Source organism: Streptomyces tibetensis (assembly GCF_007655005.1).
GTDB classification, from domain to species: Bacteria; Actinomycetota; Actinomycetes; order Streptomycetales; family Streptomycetaceae; genus Streptomyces; species Streptomyces tibetensis.
The window spans coordinates 41,317-58,513 of record NZ_SZVW01000014.1 but is presented as its reverse complement, the minus strand read 5'-3'; the positions used below and the strand labels follow the sequence as shown (position 1 = coordinate 58,513).

The window sequence follows — 17,197 nt, the reverse complement described above, 5'->3', positions numbered from 1 at the left end:
TTCCGATATGCGGCTCCGCCGCGTGGGCGCGACCAGCCACCACAGCCCCGCAGTCCCCCACGGCCTCAACCCACCGCGGTCACGGTCCCCGCCCCCACAGTCCTGCCACCCTCACGGATGGCGAACCCGAGACCCGGCTCCAACGGCACCTCCCGCCCCAGCTCCACGGTCATGGCAACGGTGTCTCCGGGCCGGACCACCGCCACCTCACCGAGGTCGACCACCCCCACCACATCCGCGGTCCGGATGTAGAACTGCGGCCGGTACCCGGAGGAGACGGGCGTCGTCCGCCCACCCTCCCGGGCCGACAGGACGTACACCTGCGCGGAGAATCGCCGGCGCGGCTGCACACTCCCCGGCGCCGCCACCACATGCCCCCGCCGAACGGCGTCCCGCGGAACTCCCCGCAACAGCAACGCCACGTTGTCCCCGGCCTGCGCCTCCCCCATCGGTTTGCCGAACGTCTCAAGACCCGTGACCACCGTCTCGACGGACGCCCCGAGCACCTCGACCCGGTCGCCGACGCGGACCAGGCCCCGCTCGACCGCCCCGGTCACCACGGTTCCCCGCCCGGTGATGGTCAGCACGTTCTCCACCGACAGCAGGAACGGCGCGTCCAGATACCGCTCCGGCATCGGCACATAGGTGTCCACCGCGTCGAGCAGCGCCTCGATCGACGCCGTCCAGCGCGGGTCCCCCTCCAGCGCCTTCAACCCGGAGACGCGTACGACGGGCACGGAGTCACCGCCGTAGCCGTGCGCGGTGAGCAGGTCGCGGACCTCCAGCTCGACCAGGTCGGTCAGCTCCTCGTCCCCCGCGTCGCTTTTGTTGAGGGCGACCACGATGTGATCGACGCCCACCTGCCGGGCGAGAAGGACGTGTTCGGCGGTCTGCGGCATGATCCCGTCGAGCGCGGAGACGACGAGGATCGCCCCGTCGAGCTGGGCGGCGCCGGTGACCATGTTCTTGACGTAGTCGGCGTGGCCCGGCATGTCGACGTGCGCGTAGTGCCGGGTGTCGGTCTCGTACTCGACGTGCGCGATGTTGATGGTGATGCCGCGCGCCGCCTCCTCGGGCGCCCGGTCGATCCGGTCGAACGGCACGAACGCGCCACTGCCGCGATCGGCGAGGACCTTGGTGATGGCGGCCGTCAACGTGGTCTTGCCGTGGTCGACATGACCCATCGTGCCGATGTTGAGATGGGGTTTCGTGCGGACGTAAGCCGTTTTGGACATGGCGGCACCTCGAAGCGTGTGATCGGCGAAGAAGAGTGGGACCCCGAGGGCCTGCCCGACCCTCCCCTTGCGGGGTCCGCCGGACGAACCGGAGAGGGTCAGCTTCGGGCGCCGTCCATGACGGCCGTGAGATCGAGGGCGGCAGCCTTCGGGGCATCCGTGACCACGGATGCTGCGAGGGGGAAGGCGTACCGGAACATGCCGTCGATCATTGCCGACGCTTTACCGCACGTCGAATGGTTTTCGTCCGCCCTGCGCACCGGAGCGCGGGCCGGAAGCTGTGACGCTCGTGAGACGAACCATACGGCGATCACACACATTTGTCGGTTAGTGTCACCGGATGCTCGATGCCACCACCCGCTCTGGGGGCACCGCCACGGCCTCTCCCCGGGCCACCGCCGCGGAGCTCGCCGTCGCCGTTCCCCCGGCAACGACCGTCACGTCCGCCGTACCGACCCGTTTCGCCGATCGCTGCACGAGAGTTCTGCTCTCCCCGTGGTCGCGGCTGTCCCTGCTCGTCGTGCTGCTCGCCGCCGGCGGGTGCGGGGTGCTGCTGTTCGAGCCGCAGCGGCTGCTGACGGAGGGCTTGCCGCCACAGCTCGGTGGCGCCGCCGCGGCGGCGGTGTTCACGGTGGCGTACGGCGTGTGCACCGTGGCGTTCGTGCCGAGGCCGCTGCTGAACCTCGCGGCGGGTGCGCTGTTCGGTTCGCAACTCGGCCTCGGCGTGGCGCTGACGGGCACGGTGCTCGGTGCCGGCATCGCCTTCTGCCTGGGCCGGGCGCTGGGCCAGGACGCCCTGCGGCCGCTGCTGCGGGGGCGCTGGCTGAAGGCCGCGGACGGCCAGCTCAGCCGGCACGGCTTCCGCTCGATGCTGATGGTGCGACTGTTCCCGGGTGTGCCGTTCTGGGCCGCGAACTACTGCGCGTCCGTCTCCCGCATGGGCCTGCTGCCGTTCCTGCTGGCCACGGGCCTCGGCTCGATCCCGAACACCGCCGCCTACGCCGTCGCGGGCGCCCGGGCCTCCACCCCGACCTCCCCCGCCTTCCTGATCGCCATGGCGTGCATCGCCCTGCCCGCGCTGGCGGGCGTGGTGGTGGCCTGGCGCAAGCGCCACCAGCTGCGCCGCCTCTGACGTCCCGTCACGCCCGGTTCAGACCCGTTCGAGCACCATGGCGTTGGCGAGTCCGCCCGCCTCGCACATGGTCTGGAGCGCGTACCGGGCGCCTCGTTGCCGCATCGCGTGCACGAGTGTCGTCGTCAGCCGGGTGCCGCTCGCGCCGAGGGGATGCCCGAGCGCGATGGCCCCGCCGTTCACGTTGACCCGGTCGAGGTCGGCGCCGGTCTCCTGCTGCCAGGCCAGTACGACACTGGAGAACGCCTCGTTGACCTCGAACAGGTCGATGTCGTCGAGGGTCAGTGAGGCCCTGCGCAGCACCTTCTCGGTCGCCGGGATCACGCCCGTGAGCATCAGCGTCGGGTCCGAGCCGGTGACCGCGAAGCTGTGCAGGCGGGCCAGCGGGCGCAGGCCGAGCCGGGCCGCCGTCTCGCTCGACGTGATGAGCACCGCCGAGGCCCCGTCGTTGATCGGGCTGGCGTTGCCCGCCGTGATGTTCCACTCGATCTGCGGGAAGCGCTCGGCGAAGGCGGGGTCGTGGTAGGCGGGCTTGAGGCCGGAGAGAATCTCGGTGGTGCTGCCGGGGCGTACGCACTCGTCGCGCGTGACCCCCTCCAGGGGTGCGACCTCGGCGTCGAAGAGCCCGCTCTCCCAGGCCCCGGCGGCCTTGTGGTGCGAGGAGACGGCGAAGGCGTCCATTCGTTCGCGTCCGATCGACCACTTGGCGGCGATCAGTTCGGCACTGATCCCCTGCGGCACGAGCCCCTCGGGGTAACGCCTGGCGACTCCGGGGCCGAAGGGGTCCTCGCCCTCGGGCACGTTCGACCACATCGGCACCCGGCTCATCGACTCCACGCCGCAGGCCACGACCATGTCGTACGCACCCGAGAGCACACCCTGCGCCGCGAAGTGCACGGCCTGCTGCGAGGAGCCGCACTGGCGGTCCACGGTGGTCGCGGGCACCGACTCCGGGAACCCGGCGGAGAGCACGGCGTAGCGGGTGGTGTTCATGGCCTGCTCGCCGACCTGGTCGACGGTTCCGCCGATGACGTCGTCGATCAGCTCCGGGTCGATCCCGGACCGCTCGACGAGGGTGCGCAGGGTGTGGGCGAGGAGCTCCACGGGGTGGACGTGTGACAGGGCGCCGTTCGGTTTGCCCTTGCCGATCGGGGTGCGTACGGCTTCGACGATCACTGCGTCACGCATGTGCGGCCTCCACGGCTACCGGCGAGTAGGAAATTCCAACTCACCGTAGCCCGCAGGGTTGGAAAATCCAACCCTCTCCTAGACTGATCCTCATGGCCGACCGCAAAGACCCGCGCCCCTGCTCCATCGCCGACGCCCTCACGCTCGTCGGCGAGAAGTACTCCCTGCTCGTGCTGCGGGAGGTGTGTCTGGGCAACGGCCGCTTCGACCAGCTGGTGCGCAACACCGGCGCCCCGCGCGACATCCTGGCCACCCGGCTGCGCCGGCTCGTCGACGCCGGGATCCTGGCCAAGCACCTCTACAGCGAGCGCCCACAGCGCTTCGAGTACCGGCCGACACCCGCGGGACTGGAGCTGGAGCCGGTACTGATGACCCTGATGGCGTGGGGCGACCGCCACCTCCGGCCGGACGGCGACCGACCGATGGTCGTCGAGCACTCCTGCGGGCGGCCCCTCGCCCCGGCCGTCACCTGCCGCGCCTGCGGCGACGAGGTGCGCCACGAGGACCTCACGGCCCGCCCCCAGGCCCCGGGCTGGACGGTGACCGGACCCACCGCGGCCTGATCGCCGCTGGTCGGGAGCGGCTTCCAAACCCCTGTGTCCGGCGGGCCTTCCGGGGACGCTACGCTTCCCCCTCGGCACACATGATCCCCCGTTCAGCGCAACGGCGGCCCGGTGCGCCCGTCGTCCGTCCCACGATCGGCACTTGGACTCCGCTACCTCATGTCTTGGTTCGAATCACTCATCCTCGGACTCGTCCAGGGGCTGACCGAGTTCCTCCCCGTCTCCTCCAGCGCCCACCTGCGGCTGACGGCGGCCTTCGCGGGCTGGGAGGACCCGGGCGCGGCCTTCACGGCGATCACGCAGATCGGCACCGAGGCCGCGGTGCTGATCTACTTCCGCAAGGACATCGGGCGGATCATCTCGGCGTGGACGCGTTCGCTCACCGACAAGGAGCTGCGCAGCGACCCCGACGCCAGGATGGGCTGGCTGGTGATCGTCGGCTCGATCCCGATCGGTGTGCTCGGCGTGACGCTGAAGGACCAGATCGAGGGACCGTTCCGCGACCTGCGGATCACCGCGACGATGCTGATCGTCATGGGAGTCGTGCTGGGCGTGGCCGACCGGCTCGCGGCCCGCGACGAGAGCGGCGGGAAGCACCGCGCGCCCAAGCAGCGCAAGGCGCTTGAGGACCTGGGCGTGCGGGACGGCCTGATCTACGGCGTCTGCCAGGCCATGGCGCTCATCCCGGGCGTCTCGCGCTCCGGCGCCACCATCAGCGGCGGTCTGTTCATGGGCTACAAGCGCGAGGCCGCGGCCCGCTACTCCTTCCTGCTCGCCATCCCCGCCGTGCTCGCCTCCGGCGTGTTCGAGCTGAAGGACGCCACGGAGGGCGGCCACGTCTCGTGGGGTCCCACCATCTTCGCGACGATCATCGCCTTCGGCGTCGGATACGCGGTGATCGCATGGTTCATGAAGTTCATCTCGACCAAGAGCTTCATGCCGTTCGTCTACTACCGCATCGTGCTCGGCATCGTCATCATCGCCCTGGTCAGCATGGGTGCCCTCAGTCCGCACGCCGCCGAGTCGGCGGGCTGAGCGCGGGGGCGTGTGACCCCGGTCTCGTGACCAACCGCATAGCCGTCGGGTAGCCGTCCGGTAGCGGGCTGTCAGTGGCTGCCCCTAGGCTGGTCGCATGTCCCCCGATTTCGTGACCCCTGGTTCCGTGCGTTCCGCTGCCGAGGTGAACGAGGAGATCCGTGCGCTGTGGCAGCGCACGGGCGGCACCCTGTCGGCCGAGGAGCGCGCGGAGTACGAGCTGCTCGTCGTCGAATGGGCCGCCGCGCTCCGAGGCGGCGTCGTCAAGGCGGCCTGAGCGGCTCCGCAGTCCTTTCCGACTCGTACCGCACCTTCTGGTCGAACCGCGCCCTCTGGCCGTACCGCGCGCACTGGTCGTACCGCACCCTCTGGCCGTACCGCGCCCTCTAGGCGCGCAGCCGCGCCAGCACCTCGTCGTCGACGGCGAAGGGCCGCTCCTCGGGCAACAGCCCCGCAGCCGACGCCAGTTGCCCCGCCCGCACCAGTCCACGGATCTTCGTGGCGAGCGGCGTGACGTCCTCGATGCCCCTGATCCAGTCGTCCGCGTAGCGTGCGGCCGCCTCCCCCGCGAGCCCCAGCTGAAGCGACCGGTGCGGCAGCGGGTTGAGACGCAGATCCCGTTCCGGATCCCACTGCACCCGCGCGGGTGCCTGCCTCAACTGCCGCTTCCAGGAGGCCTGGTCGCCGTGCAGAGCGGGGACGTGGTGGGACAGGCAGGCGTTGCGCAGCGCCCAGAGGAAGCCCTCGCGGTCGATCTCGATCGCCAGGACGGTCTCCTGGCCCTCCTTGGTGCCCCAGCCGCAGCGGTACATCATCCACAGGAACGAGGGCTTGATCCAGGTCATGCGTTCCCGCTTCCAGGAGCCCGGGAAGCGGCCGTGGCGGGCGGCGGGGCCGCCGATCTCCGGGCGGTAGGCCTGGTAGACGGTGATCGTGGACTCGGTGTGGCGTGCCCTCACCTGGTACTTCGGCTCGTGTCGTTCGTTCACGAGGGACAGGCTGGGCCCCGGCGCCCCTCGGCGGCCACCGAATATCGGGCGCGCACGGCTCTTGGCCCGGTCCCCGCCATGGCCAACACTGAGCCGATGACGCAGCGCGTGGAACTCGCCACCGTGAGAGACCGACTGGCCGTCGACGGACTGATCACCGACTACGCGGTGGCGGTCGACGACGGTGACTGGGAGGCATATCGAGGGCTGTTCGCCCCTCGCGGGCGGGCGGACTACCGCTCGGCCGGCGGCATCGAGGGCGAGGCCCGGGCGGTCGCCGCCTGGCTCGCGGAGAGCCTGGAGCCGTTCCCGATGCGGCAGCATCTGATCGTCAACCGGCGGGTGTGCTTCGGGATCTGGGAACAGGACACCGGCGACACCGCCGAGGTCCAGGCCGACTACGTCAACCCCATGGCCACCGCCGGACCCGCTCCCGACTTCGTGTGCGGCGGCCGGTACGCCTTCGCGGTGCTGCGCACGGCCGGCGGGTGGCGGCTGAGCGAGGTGGTCGTACGGGAGAAGTGGCGGCGCCTTCCCGAGCCGCGGACGGCACCTGTGGTCCATTGACCCGGCGCCCGGTGTCCTAGATCGTCCACGGGGGGCACACTGAAGGCACCCGCGGGGTAGGAGGCGCCTATGAAGACGCTCGGCCACTGGCTCGCCTCCCCCTGGCGCCGCTCGGCCGCCGCGGCGGTCGCGGGCGCCCTCCCCGTCCTCGCCTTCCCCGCGCCGTCCCTGTGGTGGTGCGCCTACGTCGCCCTGGTGCCCTGGCTCCTGCTGCTGCGCACCGCGCCGACCGGGAAGCGGGCCGCGTACGACGGCTGGTGCGGCGGCTTCGGCTTCATGCTGGCCATGCACCACTGGCTGCTGCCGAGTCTGAACGTGTTCACCTTCCTCATCGCCGCCCTCCTCGGCGCCCTGTGGGCCCCGTGGGGCCGGCTGGTGCGCTGCCTCCTGGGCGGACTCCCCTCCAGCAGCCGGGTGGCGGTGGCTCTGCTGGTGCTGCCGTCGGGCTGGCTGGCCATCGAGCTGGTCCGCTCCTGGCAGGGACTCGGCGGCCCCTGGGGCATGCTCGGCAGCAGCCAGTGGCAGGCCGAGCCCGCGCTGCGGCTCGCCTCGGTCGGCGGGGTGTGGCTGCTCAGCTACCTGCTCGTGGCCGTCAACGTGGCGGTCGCCGTCCTGGTCGCGGTCCGCAGGGCCCGGGTGCCCGCCATGGCCGGTCTGGTCGCCACGGCTGCGGCCACCTCCGCCGCCTGGGCGTTCTCACCGCGCCCCGCCGTCGACGGCCACGTGAGGATCGCGGTCGTACAGCCGGGTGTCATCGCCGGCCCCGACGGCCGGTTCGACCGTGAGGAGCAGCTCACCCGCCGGCTGGCCGGGCAGGACGTCGACCTGATCGTCTGGGGCGAGAGCAGCGTCGGTTTCGACCTCGGGGACCGGCCCGATCTCGCCCGGCGGCTCGCGGACCTCTCCCGTGCGACGGGCGCCGACATCCTCGTCAACGTGGACGCCCGGCGCTCCGACAAGCCCGGCATCTACAAGAGCTCGGTCCTGGTCGGGCCCGACGGCCTGACCGGCGAGCGCTACGACAAGATGCGGCTCGTGCCGTTCGGCGAGTACATCCCGGCCCGCTCCCTGCTCGGCTGGGCCACCTCGGTCGGCAAGGCCGCGGGCGAGGACCGCAGGCGCGGCTCGCAGCCGATCGTGATGAACGTCGGCGACGATCTGCGCGTCGGCCCGTTGGTGTGCTTCGAGACCGCCTTCCCGGACATGACCCGTCACCTCACCCGGGAGGGCGTCGACGTGCTGATCGGCCAGTCGTCGACGTCCTCGTTCCAGCACAGCTGGGCACCCGAGCAGCACGCGTCGCTGGCCGCTCTGCGGGCCGCCGAGACCGGCCGCCCCATGGTGCACGCGACCCTGACGGGCGTCTCCGCCGTCTACGGCCCGGACGGACAGCGCGCCGGATCATGGCTCGGCACGGACGCCTCCGCCGCGCGGGTCTACGACCTTCCCCTCGCCCACGGCACCACGCCCTACGTCCGCCACGGCGACTGGACGGTGCACGCGGCGATGCTGATCCTCGCCCTGTGGGCCGCCGGCGAGGGCGGACGGGCCCTGCGGATCAGGCGGTCCGCTCCTGAACCGCGCGTACGACCCGTTCGCACAGCTCATGGGTCTCCAGCGCGTCCCGGGCGCTGAGCACCCGGCCCGCCCGGACCGCGTCGAGGAACACCAGCACCGCCTGTTCGATCCCGCGTTGCCGGGCCACCGGTACCCAGTCGCCGCGTCGCCGCACGGTCGGCTGTCCCTTGTGGTCGACGACCTCGGCGAGGTTGACCACCTGCCGTTTGGTGTCCTGCCCGGACACCTCGAGGACCTCCTCGGCGGAACCGCTGAGCCGGTTCATCACGCCGAGCGCGGTGAAGCCGTCCCCGGCGAGCTGGAGCACCAGGTGGTGCAGCAGCCCGTCCCGGACACGGGCGCGCACGGTCACGTCGTCGATCTCGCCCGGCACCAGGAAGCGCAGGGTGTCGACGACGTGGATGAAGTCGTCGAGGATCATCGCGCGGGGCTCCTCCGGCAGCCCGATGCGGTTCTTCTGCATGAGGATGAGCTCGCGCGGATGGTCCGCGCACTGGGTGTAACCGGGGGCGTGACGCCGGTTGAAGCCGACGGCGAGGCTCACGTCCCGCTCCTCGGCGAGCGCCACCAGCCGCGCGGAGTCCTCGAGTTCGTAGGCGAGGGGCTTGTCGACGTAGGTCGGTACGCCCGCCTCCAGCAGCCGCGTCACGATCTCCGGGTGCACGAGCGTGGGCGCGTGCACGAAGGCCGCGTCGAGGTCCGCCGCGAGCAGCGAGTCGAGGGTGGTGTGCCGTCGCTCCTGCGGGATGTGGAGGTTCTCGGCGACCCGGTCGAGCGTGGCGGGGGTGCGGGTCTGCAGGTGCAGTTCGACGCCGGGCTGGAGGGCGAGGACCGGGAGGTAGGCCTTCTGCGCGATGTCGCCGAGTCCGATGCAGCCGACCTTCACGGGGTGATCTCCTCTAGCCGTTGCCTGCCGGGGTCTGCTCGGAGCATACGACGTCCGTCTGCGGGGGCCGCCAGTCGGCGATGCCGTCGAAGCCGCGCAGGAACAGGGCCGGCCCGGCCGGCGACAGCAGCCTCATGGCCGTGTCACGCACGGCAAGACCGGTCCGGCTGCTCATCAGGCTGAGGCGGGACACCTTCACGGCCTGGCGGGCGATGGCGGTCGTGCGGGGGCGCCGGGCGGCGGTGTAGGCGGCGAGTTCGTCGCAGTGGTGGGCGAGGACGACGGCGTCCTCGATGGCCTGGTTGCCGCCCTGGCCGAGACTCGGCGTCATGGCGTGCGCGGCGTCGCCGAGCAGCGCGACCCGGCCGTGGTGATAGGCGGGCAGGGGGTCGGCGATGTGGTGGACGTCGTGACGCAGCACGTCCCCGGGGCGCACGGCGGCGAGCACGGCGGGGATCGGGTCGTGCCAGTCACCGAACAGGCGCAGCAGCTCCGACTTCTCGTCGTCGGGCGCCCGTCCGCCGGCGGGGGTCGTGGCGCCGGCGTAAGCGTAGACGCGGCCGTCCTTCAGCGGGTGCGTGCCCCAGATGCGGCCCGGGCCCCAGGTCTCGTGCGAGGTGAACCGGGCGCCGGGGACGGGGATCACGACCCGCCAGGTCGTCCAGCCGGAGTAGACGGCGCCCGGATGGTGCGGGAAGAGCGTTCCGCGCACGGCGGACCGGATCCCGTCCGCGCCGACCACGAGGTCGGCCTCGAGTTCGCCGTCCGCGGTCGCGACACGGGCCGCCCGACCGGGACCGCCGCTGTCGACGAGGGTCGCGGCGGCGTCCGTCCGGACGGCTCCCGCGGGGAGCAGCGCGGCCAGGCGCTCGATCAGGGTGGCGCGGTGCAGCAGCACGAGCGGCCCGCCGAAGCGCCGGGCGGCAGCCTCGGCGGAGGAGCGGGACAGCCACCGCCCCTTCGGGCTGCGCAGGCCTCCGTCCCCCGACCAGGCGGCGAGGTCGCGGATCTCGTCGCCGAGGCCGATGACGTCCAGCGCGCGCAGGGAGTTGGGCGCGAGGGAGATCGCCGCGCCGACCGGTTCCAGCGAGCGGGCCCGTTCCAGCACGGTGACCCGCAGGCCACGCTGATGCAGGGCGACCGCAGCGGTCAGACCGCCGATCCCACCGCCGATCACGACGGCATGCCCGGGCTGTCCCATGACCCCTCCTTCGGTGACTACACCTGTAGTGACACCTTCGACGTTACTACAGGTGTAGTCAGAGGGGTAGCGTGAACCCATGCCCGCACGCACCGAAGGCCCCGCCCGCTCCGACCTCGTCGCCGACACCGCCCTCGCCCTGCTCGCCGAGCGCGGGATGCGCGGCCTGACGCACCGGGCGGTCGACGAGCTGGCCGGACTCCCCCAGGGCTCCACGTCGAACCTCGCGCGGACCCGGCAGGCCCTGCTGGAGCTGGCGGTTCGGCGCCTGGCCGACCGTGAGGCCCGGGTGCTGGCCCTGCACGAGATGCCGGGCCCCGAGGCCGGTGCCGGCTCCCTCGCCAACGCCCTGGCCCTGGCGACCCACCGGACCCTGACGCAGCAGCGCGCACTCACCCTCGCCCGCTACGAACTGGCCCTGGAGGCGACGCGCCGCCCCGAGCTCCGAGCCTTCTTCGACGCCACGGGCGCCCGCTTCCGGGACCGACTCACCGCGCTGGTCGCCGCAATGGGCTCGACGGATCCGGCCCGGCACACCCTCTCGCTGATCGCCTGGGCGGACGGGCTGATGTTCAGCTGCGTGGCGGGGTCGTTCGGTGCCGACGTGCCGAGCCTGGAGGAGGTGCGTGCCGGACTGCGGGAACTGCTGGAGGGGATGCTCGGGGGCTGAAAAACTTGTGGTGCGGCAGGGGCGACTCGGAAAGGATGCGTCCATGATGAACGAACGCACCATGCCCGCCCCCACGGCCGACGAGCGCACCATGCTGGAAGGCTGGTTGGACTTCCACCGCCGGACCCTCGCCTGGAAGTGCGAGGGCCTGAGCGACGAGCAGCTCAGGACCGCGGCCGCCGAGCCGTCCGACCTGTCCCTGATGGGGCTGGTCCGGCACATGGCGGACGTGGAGCGGAGCTGGTTCCGCAGGGTACTGACGGGTGAGGACGCGCAGCCGATCTACTGGAGCGACGAGAACCGCGACGGCGAGTTCCGCCTCACCGAGGCGGACACCTGGCAGGAGGCCCACACCACCTGGCAGGCCGAGATCGAGACGGCCCGGCGCAACGCCGCCCGCTTCGGCCTGGACGACATCACGGAGGGCAAGCACCGGCGCACCGGCGAGCGGTTCAACCTGCGGTGGCTCTACACCCACATGATCGAGGAGTACGCGCGGCACAACGGCCACGCCGACCTGCTCCGCGAGCGCATCGACGGCGCGACCGGCGACTGACGCACCGCCGCACACATCACCGCCGTCACGGCATCACTGCACGTCACCCGGCATCACTGGACGAAGCCCATCACCACCGGACGTCACCCCCGTCACACGAGAGCCGTCCGTACGGGGTGCGAGATCACCCGTGCGGGGCAACCTGCTCCTGTCCGCCTCCCCAACGCGGGCCCGAAGCACCAGAGTTGCGCGGGTGCATCGAACGACGACCACAGCGACGCTCCTGGTGACCGTGGCGGTCTCGGCCCTCTCCGGCTGTACGACGGTCCCGCATTCCGGCGCGCCGGGGCCCTCGGTGGCACCGTCCCGGCCGTCTGCGCCGGAGCCGGAGGGTGCGGCGCAGACCCCCATCGTGCAGGCACCGGCCCGCGAGGCCCTGCTGCTCATCGAAGAGGCGTCCCGCAGCCCGGAGGCGGCCGTGCCGGCCACCCGCCCGGCCGCTCCCCCGGCGTCCTCGCGACAATCCGGGGTGCCGCAGCCCGGGCACCACGACGCCCGTCCGCGCCCCGTGCGTCCGGAACACCCCGAGCCCGCACCGCGGCGTCCCCAGCGGTCGCACGCCGACGTCCGCGACGTGTCGGAGGCGGTACGCCAGGACATCGAGAAGAGCGTCCCGAGCAACGACGCCGACGTGTGCGCGCTGGGCCGGCGCTACGGGGGATGGCGGGCGGACAGCCCGGAGGCGACGATCTGCCGCGACACGTACCGGCGTTGACCTGTCGCGTCAGGGCCGCTGTCGAGGCGGCGTCCACGTCCCCCGGCCGCCGCCCTCTCCCAACCGGGACTCCAGCCGTCCGATGGCCGCCCACACGCCCTCGGCGTAGCCGTCGTCGGTGAGGGCGGTGGCGGCTTCCCGGGCCCACCGCAGGTGTGTGCGGGCGGCGTCACCGCGCCCCAGTCTGACGTAGTCGTCGGCAAGGTTCAGGTGCAGGGAGGGGTAGAGCGCGGCGACCGCCGTCACCGCGAGGGCCTCCTCCCCGGCCTCCTCGGCGGCCGTCAACGCGCGAAGGTCCCACGCCAGTTCGTCCGCCGGGTCGTCCTGGGTGTCGGCGAGGTAGTGGGCGAGAGTGCAGCGGTGCAGCGGGTCCCCGTGCTCGCCGATCTCCGCCCACAGGCCGAGGAACCGGTGCCGCGCCTCCTCCCGGTCCCCCGCGTGGTGCAGCATGACCACCTGCCCGATCCGGGTCAGCACGGCATCCGGCGCCGTCTGCTCCTGTCGCTCCGCCACGACGCCCTCCGCACACTCGCCGGCTGTTCCCGTCGACGCTAGCCGCAGGCGGGGGCGATCCGGCTCAGGCGGCTCCGGACACCACCGGGCCCGTCACGGCACGCTCCGCGGCCACGGACATCGCCGAGCCCCTCACGGCACCGTTCGCGCCTTCGGACACCGAGCCCGTCACCGCACGGCCCGCGGCCGGCAGGCTCAGCCCAGGTTCGGGATCGTCCAGTCGATCGGCGTGTGGCCCTGCTCCGCCACGGCCTCGTTGATCTGCGTGAAGGGGCGCGAGCCGAAGAACTTCTTCGCCGACAGGGGCGAGGGATGGGCGCCCTTGACCACGATGTGCCGGGACTGGTCGATCAGCGGGAGCTTCTTCTGCGCGTAGTTGCCCCACAGCACGAACACCGCCGGGTCGGGGCGCTCGGCCACGGCCCGGATCACGGCGTCCGTGAACTTCTCCCAGCCCCGGCCCTTGTGCGAGTTGGCCTCGCCGCCGCGGACCGTGAGGACCGCGTTGAGCAGCAGCACACCCTGCTCGGCCCACGGCATCAGATAGCCGTTGTCCGGGATCGGCGTGCCCAGCTCCTGGTGCATCTCCTTGTAGATGTTGCGCAGGGACGGCGGGATCCGCACGCCCGGCCGGACCGAGAAGCACAGACCGTGCCCCTGGCCCTCGCCGTGGTAGGGGTCCTGACCGAGGATCAGGACCTTGACCTTCTCGTACGGCGTGGCGTCCAGCGCCGCGAAGACCTCCTCGCGCGGCGGGTGGACGGCACCCTTCGCCCGCTCCTCCTCCACGAACTCCGTCAGCTCCTTGAACCAGGGCTGCTGCAGCTCGTCGCCCAGAACCCCGCGCCAGGACTCGGGCAGCATGGCGGTGTCGGTCACGTCAACGTCCTCACGATGTGCGGTCACTTCCAGGCGTCAGAACCTACAGGCGACCACTGACAACGCGCCCTGGAAGCCCGGTGCCGGACCGCCTACCAGGCGGTCTTGCGGTGCAGCTCCCACATCATCATGATCGTCGACGGGTCCATGGCCCGCTCCGCGCCCGAGACGTCCCGGCTGGCCGCCACGTACTGCCGGCCCTGCCACAGCGGCAGCAGCCGCGCGTCGTCCACGAGGATCTGCTGGGCCTCCTCGAACTCCTTCACCACGTTCGCGCGGTCGCTCTCCCGGCGCGAGCGGGGCAGCAGGTCACCGGTGATCTCGGGCGCCGGGTACGGCGTGCCGAGGGCGTTCTGGTCGCCGACGAACGGCGCGATGAAGTTCTCGGCGTCCGGGAAGTCGGGGAACCAGCCACGCCCGAAGACCGGGTACTCGCCCTTCTGGTAGCCCTCGACGTACGTCTTCCACGGCCGGCTCTTCAGGCTGATCGTGAACAGGCCCGAGGCCTCGAGCTGGCGCTCCAGCTCCTTGAACTCCCCGGCGGTCTCGGAGCCGTAGCGGTCGCTGGTGTACCAGAAGGTGAGCGGGACGCGCTGGTTGATGCCCGCCTCGGTGAGGATCTTGCGGGCCTTGGCGACGTCGGGGTCGCCGTAGTCGTCGAAGAATCCCGTGGTGTGGCCCGTGAGACCCTTGGGGACCATGGAGTACAGCGGGTCGACGGTGTCCTTGTAGACCTTGTGGGCGATCGCCGCCCGGTCGACGACCTGCGCGATGGCCTGGCGCACGGCCTTCTTCTTCGCCCAGGTGTCCTTCGGGTTGAACACCAGGTAGTTGATGTCGGTGCCGGTGCCCTCGACGAGCTGGATCTCCTCGTCGTTGGAGGACTTGCTCTGGAGCTCGACGACGTCACCGGCCGCCAGACCGCGGTAGGTCACGTCGATCTTCTCGTCCCGCAGCGCCGTCACCATCGCGTCGGAGTCCTGGAAGTAGCGGACGGTCACCGCGTCGTTCCGGCGCTCCGCGTAGCCCTTGTAGGAGTCGTTGCGGACGAGGACGGCCTCTTTGCCGTCGGAGTACGAGTCGAGGGTGTACGGCCCGGACCCGACCACGTCGTCGCCCTTGCGCAGGCTGTCGTCCGGGTAGGCGTCCGGGGACACGATGGACATGGCGGGGGTGGCGAGCACGAACGGGAAGGTCGAATCGGGCTTGTTGAGGTGGAAGATCACCTCACGCTCGCTCGGTGCCTGGACCCGCTCGAGGCTGCCCAGGAGACCGGCGGGGCCGCCGTTGACGTTGATCTTGCGGATCCGGTCGAACGAGTACTTCACCGCCCGGGCGTCGAGGGCGTCGCCGTTGGAGAACGTCAGGCCCTCCCGCAGCTCACAGCGGTAGACCTGGTTCGAGGAGTCGCTGAAGCCGCAGCTCTCGGCGGCGTCCGGCTGAGGCGTGCTCGCGCCCGTCGGATAGCTCAGGAGGGTCTGGTAGATGTTGCGGAACAGCTCCCAGGAGCTGTCCCACGACGCGGCAGGGTCGAGCGTGCTGGGCGCGCTGGTGGTGCCCACGACGATCGGTCCTTCGTCCTCCGGGGTGTCGGACGACAGCACGCCGCACCCGGCGAGCAGGGCCGATATGGACGCGATGGCCGCCACCCGCCGCAGGCATCGGTTCCGCTTGAACACGCGCACGCTCCTCGATCTGCCATACCAAGGGTCGGCAGACCATACCGCAGTGCCGCGCCCCCTGACCCTCCCCGTCCATGGCCTCTTGATCGATAAACCTTTGACGACGTTGTCATCGCACTTTGCGGTGTCTTTACGCCGGCACGGGCGCCGTTCGAGTCGACGGGCGCCCGTGCCCGGCCGCGTGCGCGGTCCTCGTCAGCCGGTTCCGGCGTTGAGGAAGATGCCGCCGTCGACGACGAGCGTCTGGCCGGTGACCCAGTCGGACTGACCGGAGGTGAGGAACGCGGCCGCGCCCCCGATGTCGGAGGGCACGCCGAGCCGGCCGAGCGGGTAGGCCGCCGCGGCCTCCTCCTCCCGGCCCTCGTACAGGGCTTGGGCGAACTTGGTCTTCACGACGGCCGGGGCGATCGCGTTGACCCGCACCTTGGGCGCGAACTCGTGCGCGAGCTGCACGGTGAGGTTGATCATCGCGGCCTTGCTGACGCCGTAGGCGCCGATGAAGGGCGAGGGCGAGAGACCCGCGACGGAGGCGATGTTGACGATCGCGCCGCCGTTGTCCTTCTGCCAGGCGTGCCAGGTCCGCTGGGCGAAGCCGAGCGCCGAGACGACGTTGGTCTCGAACACCTTGCGGGCGACGTTCAGGTCCAGGTCCGCGATCGGGCCGAACACCGGATTGGTGCCGGCGTTGTTGACCAGGTAGTCGACGCGGCCGAAGGCCTCCATCGTGCGCTCGACGGCGACGGCCTGGTGGGCCTCGTCGTGCGCCTTGCCCGCCACGTAGACGGCGCGGTCGGCGCCGAGCTGCTCGACGGCCTCCTTGAGGGCGTCCTCGTTGCGGCCGGTGATGCACACGCGGTCGCCGCGCGCGACGAGCGCCTCGGCCACGCCGTAGCCGATGCCGCGGCTGGCGCCCGTGACGAGGGCGACCTTGCCGGAGAGTTCCACGGAAGTCATGTTGTTCTTCGTCCTCTAGTCGAGCGGTCCGCCGGCCACGTACAGCACCTGGCCGGACACGAATCCGGCCGCCTCGCCGGTGAAGAAGGCGATGGCGTTGGCGATGTCCTCCGGCTCACCGACCCGGGCCACCGGGATCTGCGTGGCGGCGGCGGCCTTGAAGTCCTCGAAGCCCATGCCGACGCGGTCGGCGGTGGCCTTGGTCATCTCGGTGGCGATGAAGCCGGGCGCGACGGAATTGGCGGTGACGCCGAACTTGCCGAGTTCCTTGGCGAGGGTCTTGGTGAAGCCCTGCAGGCCGGCCTTGGCCGCCGAGTAGTTCACCTGACCGCGGTTGCCGAGCGCGGACGACGAGGACAGGTTGACGATCCGGCCGAAGCCGGCGTCCACCATGTGCTTCTGGCAGGCCTTGGACATCAGGAAGGCGCCGCGCAGGTGCACGTTCATGACGGTGTCCCAGTCGGAGACGCTCATCTTGAACAGCAGGTTGTCGCGCAGCACGCCCGCGTTGTTGACCAGGATCGTCGGGGCGCCGAGCTCCTCGGCGATCCGCGCGACGGCCGCCTCGACCTGCGCCTCGTCGGAGACGTCGCAGCCGACGGCGATGGCCTTGCCACCGGCGGCGGTGATCTTCTCGACGGTGTCCTTGCAGGCCGCCTCGTCGAGGTCGAGCACGGCGACCGCGCGGCCCTCGGTGGCCAGTCGTACGGCGGTGGCGGCACCGATGCCGCGCGCGGCACCGGTCACGACGGCAACCCGCTGCTCAGTGGTGGACATGACTGCTACTCCTCAGGTGAGCGACCGCTTAGTACCTTCAGTGGGTGTGACGCTAGAAGCCCTGGCACGCGGTGTCA

At 71.4% G+C, this 17,197-nt stretch carries 19 protein-coding genes; 9 read left to right on the top strand and 10 right to left on the bottom strand.

Annotation, left to right across the window (positions count from 1 at the left end):
* Window positions 1-65 precede the first annotated feature (65 nt).
* A complete protein-coding gene (gene tuf / locus FDO69_RS23905; RefSeq protein WP_104781905.1) occupies window positions 66-1,235 on the bottom strand; it encodes an elongation factor Tu in 1,170 nt (389 codons plus the stop codon).
* Between the two features lie 340 nt (window positions 1,236-1,575).
* Here tuf and FDO69_RS23900 point away from each other — a divergent pair, with 340 nt between their 5' ends.
* Window positions 1,576-2,367, top strand: a complete 792-nt coding sequence (locus tag FDO69_RS23900; RefSeq protein WP_104781904.1) for a TVP38/TMEM64 family protein — start codon at window positions 1,576-1,578, stop codon at window positions 2,365-2,367.
* 18 nt (window positions 2,368-2,385) lie between these two features.
* Here FDO69_RS23900 and FDO69_RS23895 read toward each other — a convergent pair whose 3' ends face one another.
* Complete coding sequence (locus tag FDO69_RS23895; RefSeq protein ID WP_104781903.1) at window positions 2,386-3,555, bottom strand: thiolase family protein; 1,170 nt, start codon at window positions 3,553-3,555, stop codon at window positions 2,386-2,388.
* 92 nt (window positions 3,556-3,647) lie between these two features.
* On the opposite strand from FDO69_RS23895, the gene FDO69_RS23890 reads away from it, so the two are divergent.
* From FDO69_RS23890 to FDO69_RS23880, 3 genes are all read left to right on the top strand, one after another.
* A complete protein-coding gene (locus FDO69_RS23890; protein ID WP_104781902.1) occupies window positions 3,648-4,118 on the top strand; it encodes a winged helix-turn-helix transcriptional regulator in 471 nt (156 codons plus the stop codon).
* A gap of 159 nt (window positions 4,119-4,277) precedes the next feature.
* The gene (locus tag FDO69_RS23885) at window positions 4,278-5,153 is read left to right on the top strand and encodes an undecaprenyl-diphosphate phosphatase (RefSeq protein ID WP_104781901.1); all 876 of its coding nucleotides are present in this window, start codon (window positions 4,278-4,280) and stop codon (window positions 5,151-5,153) included.
* 97 nt (window positions 5,154-5,250) lie between these two features.
* On the top strand, window positions 5,251-5,430 hold the full coding sequence (locus FDO69_RS23880; protein WP_104781900.1) for a hypothetical protein: 180 nt from the start codon (window positions 5,251-5,253) through the stop codon (window positions 5,428-5,430).
* Between the two features lie 109 nt (window positions 5,431-5,539).
* On the opposite strand, the gene FDO69_RS23875 is transcribed toward FDO69_RS23880, so the two are convergent.
* Window positions 5,540-6,142 carry a DUF4291 domain-containing protein gene (locus FDO69_RS23875; RefSeq protein ID WP_104781899.1) on the bottom strand — a complete coding sequence of 201 codons (603 nt, stop codon included), beginning with the start codon at window positions 6,140-6,142 and terminating at the stop codon, window positions 5,540-5,542.
* A gap of 96 nt (window positions 6,143-6,238) precedes the next feature.
* On the opposite strand from FDO69_RS23875, the gene FDO69_RS23870 reads away from it, so the two are divergent.
* Window positions 6,239-6,709 (top strand): nuclear transport factor 2 family protein, encoded by a 471-nt coding sequence (locus FDO69_RS23870; protein ID WP_104781898.1) that lies wholly within the window; start codon window positions 6,239-6,241, stop codon window positions 6,707-6,709.
* 69 nt (window positions 6,710-6,778) lie between these two features.
* Window positions 6,779-8,344 carry an apolipoprotein N-acyltransferase gene (gene lnt / locus FDO69_RS23865; RefSeq protein WP_104781897.1) on the top strand — a complete coding sequence of 522 codons (1,566 nt, stop codon included), beginning with the start codon at window positions 6,779-6,781 and terminating at the stop codon, window positions 8,342-8,344.
* On the opposite strand, the gene FDO69_RS23860 is transcribed toward lnt, so the two are convergent.
* Together FDO69_RS23860 and FDO69_RS23855 are read right to left on the bottom strand one after the other, a co-directional pair.
* Complete coding sequence (locus tag FDO69_RS23860; protein ID WP_104781896.1) at window positions 8,268-9,173, bottom strand: Gfo/Idh/MocA family protein; 906 nt, start codon at window positions 9,171-9,173, stop codon at window positions 8,268-8,270. The two genes, lnt and FDO69_RS23860, sit on opposite strands and share 77 nt — an antisense overlap.
* A 13-nt stretch (window positions 9,174-9,186) precedes the next feature.
* Window positions 9,187-10,374, bottom strand: coding sequence for an FAD-dependent monooxygenase (locus FDO69_RS23855; RefSeq protein WP_104781895.1), 1,188 nt, complete (start codon window positions 10,372-10,374; stop codon window positions 9,187-9,189).
* A gap of 79 nt (window positions 10,375-10,453) precedes the next feature.
* On the opposite strand from FDO69_RS23855, the gene FDO69_RS23850 reads away from it, so the two are divergent.
* The 3 genes from FDO69_RS23850 to FDO69_RS23840 all read left to right on the top strand — a co-directional run bounded on the left by FDO69_RS23850 (window position 10,454) and on the right by FDO69_RS23840 (window position 12,315).
* Complete coding sequence (locus FDO69_RS23850; RefSeq protein WP_104781894.1) at window positions 10,454-11,044, top strand: TetR/AcrR family transcriptional regulator; 591 nt, start codon at window positions 10,454-10,456, stop codon at window positions 11,042-11,044.
* 43 nt (window positions 11,045-11,087) lie between these two features.
* Window positions 11,088-11,600 (top strand): DinB family protein, encoded by a 513-nt coding sequence (locus FDO69_RS23845; protein WP_104781893.1) that lies wholly within the window; start codon window positions 11,088-11,090, stop codon window positions 11,598-11,600.
* Window positions 11,601-11,793: 193 nt separating this feature from the next.
* Window positions 11,794-12,315, top strand: coding sequence for a hypothetical protein (locus FDO69_RS23840; protein WP_104781892.1), 522 nt, complete (start codon window positions 11,794-11,796; stop codon window positions 12,313-12,315).
* A gap of 9 nt (window positions 12,316-12,324) precedes the next feature.
* Here the strand turns inward: FDO69_RS23840 and FDO69_RS23835 are convergent, their stop codons facing one another.
* The 5 genes from FDO69_RS23835 to fabG form a co-directional block, all read right to left on the bottom strand.
* Window positions 12,325-12,828, bottom strand: coding sequence for a hypothetical protein (locus FDO69_RS23835; RefSeq protein ID WP_104781891.1), 504 nt, complete (start codon window positions 12,826-12,828; stop codon window positions 12,325-12,327).
* Between the two features lie 195 nt (window positions 12,829-13,023).
* A complete protein-coding gene (locus tag FDO69_RS23830; RefSeq protein ID WP_104781890.1) occupies window positions 13,024-13,707 on the bottom strand; it encodes a uracil-DNA glycosylase in 684 nt (227 codons plus the stop codon).
* Window positions 13,708-13,799: 92 nt separating this feature from the next.
* Window positions 13,800-15,386, bottom strand: a complete 1,587-nt coding sequence (locus FDO69_RS23825) for an ABC transporter substrate-binding protein (protein ID WP_167526672.1) — start codon at window positions 15,384-15,386, stop codon at window positions 13,800-13,802.
* 198 nt (window positions 15,387-15,584) lie between these two features.
* The gene (locus FDO69_RS23820; protein WP_053674161.1) at window positions 15,585-16,343 is read right to left on the bottom strand and encodes an SDR family oxidoreductase; all 759 of its coding nucleotides are present in this window, start codon (window positions 16,341-16,343) and stop codon (window positions 15,585-15,587) included.
* Window positions 16,344-16,358: 15 nt separating this feature from the next.
* On the bottom strand, window positions 16,359-17,120 hold the full coding sequence (fabG, locus tag FDO69_RS23815; RefSeq protein WP_104781888.1) for a 3-oxoacyl-ACP reductase FabG: 762 nt from the start codon (window positions 17,118-17,120) through the stop codon (window positions 16,359-16,361).
* Window positions 17,121-17,197 lie beyond the last annotated feature (77 nt).

Coding starts and splice junctions, on each gene's coding strand:
- fabG (WP_104781888.1), bottom strand. CDS start 17,120: ATGTCCACCACTGAGCAGCGGGTTGCCGTCGTGACCGGTGCCGCGCGC.
- FDO69_RS23890 (WP_104781902.1), top strand. CDS start 3,648: ATGGCCGACCGCAAAGACCCGCGCCCCTGCTCCATCGCCGACGCCCTC.
- FDO69_RS23845 (WP_104781893.1), top strand. CDS start 11,088: ATGATGAACGAACGCACCATGCCCGCCCCCACGGCCGACGAGCGCACC.
- lnt (WP_104781897.1), top strand. CDS start 6,779: ATGAAGACGCTCGGCCACTGGCTCGCCTCCCCCTGGCGCCGCTCGGCC.
- FDO69_RS23900 (WP_104781904.1), top strand. CDS start 1,576: ATGCTCGATGCCACCACCCGCTCTGGGGGCACCGCCACGGCCTCTCCC.
- FDO69_RS23850 (WP_104781894.1), top strand. CDS start 10,454: ATGCCCGCACGCACCGAAGGCCCCGCCCGCTCCGACCTCGTCGCCGAC.
- tuf (WP_104781905.1), bottom strand. CDS start 1,235: ATGTCCAAAACGGCTTACGTCCGCACGAAACCCCATCTCAACATCGGC.
- FDO69_RS23885 (WP_104781901.1), top strand. CDS start 4,278: ATGTCTTGGTTCGAATCACTCATCCTCGGACTCGTCCAGGGGCTGACC.
- FDO69_RS23880 (WP_104781900.1), top strand. CDS start 5,251: ATGTCCCCCGATTTCGTGACCCCTGGTTCCGTGCGTTCCGCTGCCGAG.
- FDO69_RS23895 (WP_104781903.1), bottom strand. CDS start 3,555: ATGCGTGACGCAGTGATCGTCGAAGCCGTACGCACCCCGATCGGCAAG.
- FDO69_RS23820 (WP_053674161.1), bottom strand. CDS start 16,343: ATGACTTCCGTGGAACTCTCCGGCAAGGTCGCCCTCGTCACGGGCGCC.
- FDO69_RS23855 (WP_104781895.1), bottom strand. CDS start 10,374: ATGGGACAGCCCGGGCATGCCGTCGTGATCGGCGGTGGGATCGGCGGT.
- FDO69_RS23870 (WP_104781898.1), top strand. CDS start 6,239: ATGACGCAGCGCGTGGAACTCGCCACCGTGAGAGACCGACTGGCCGTC.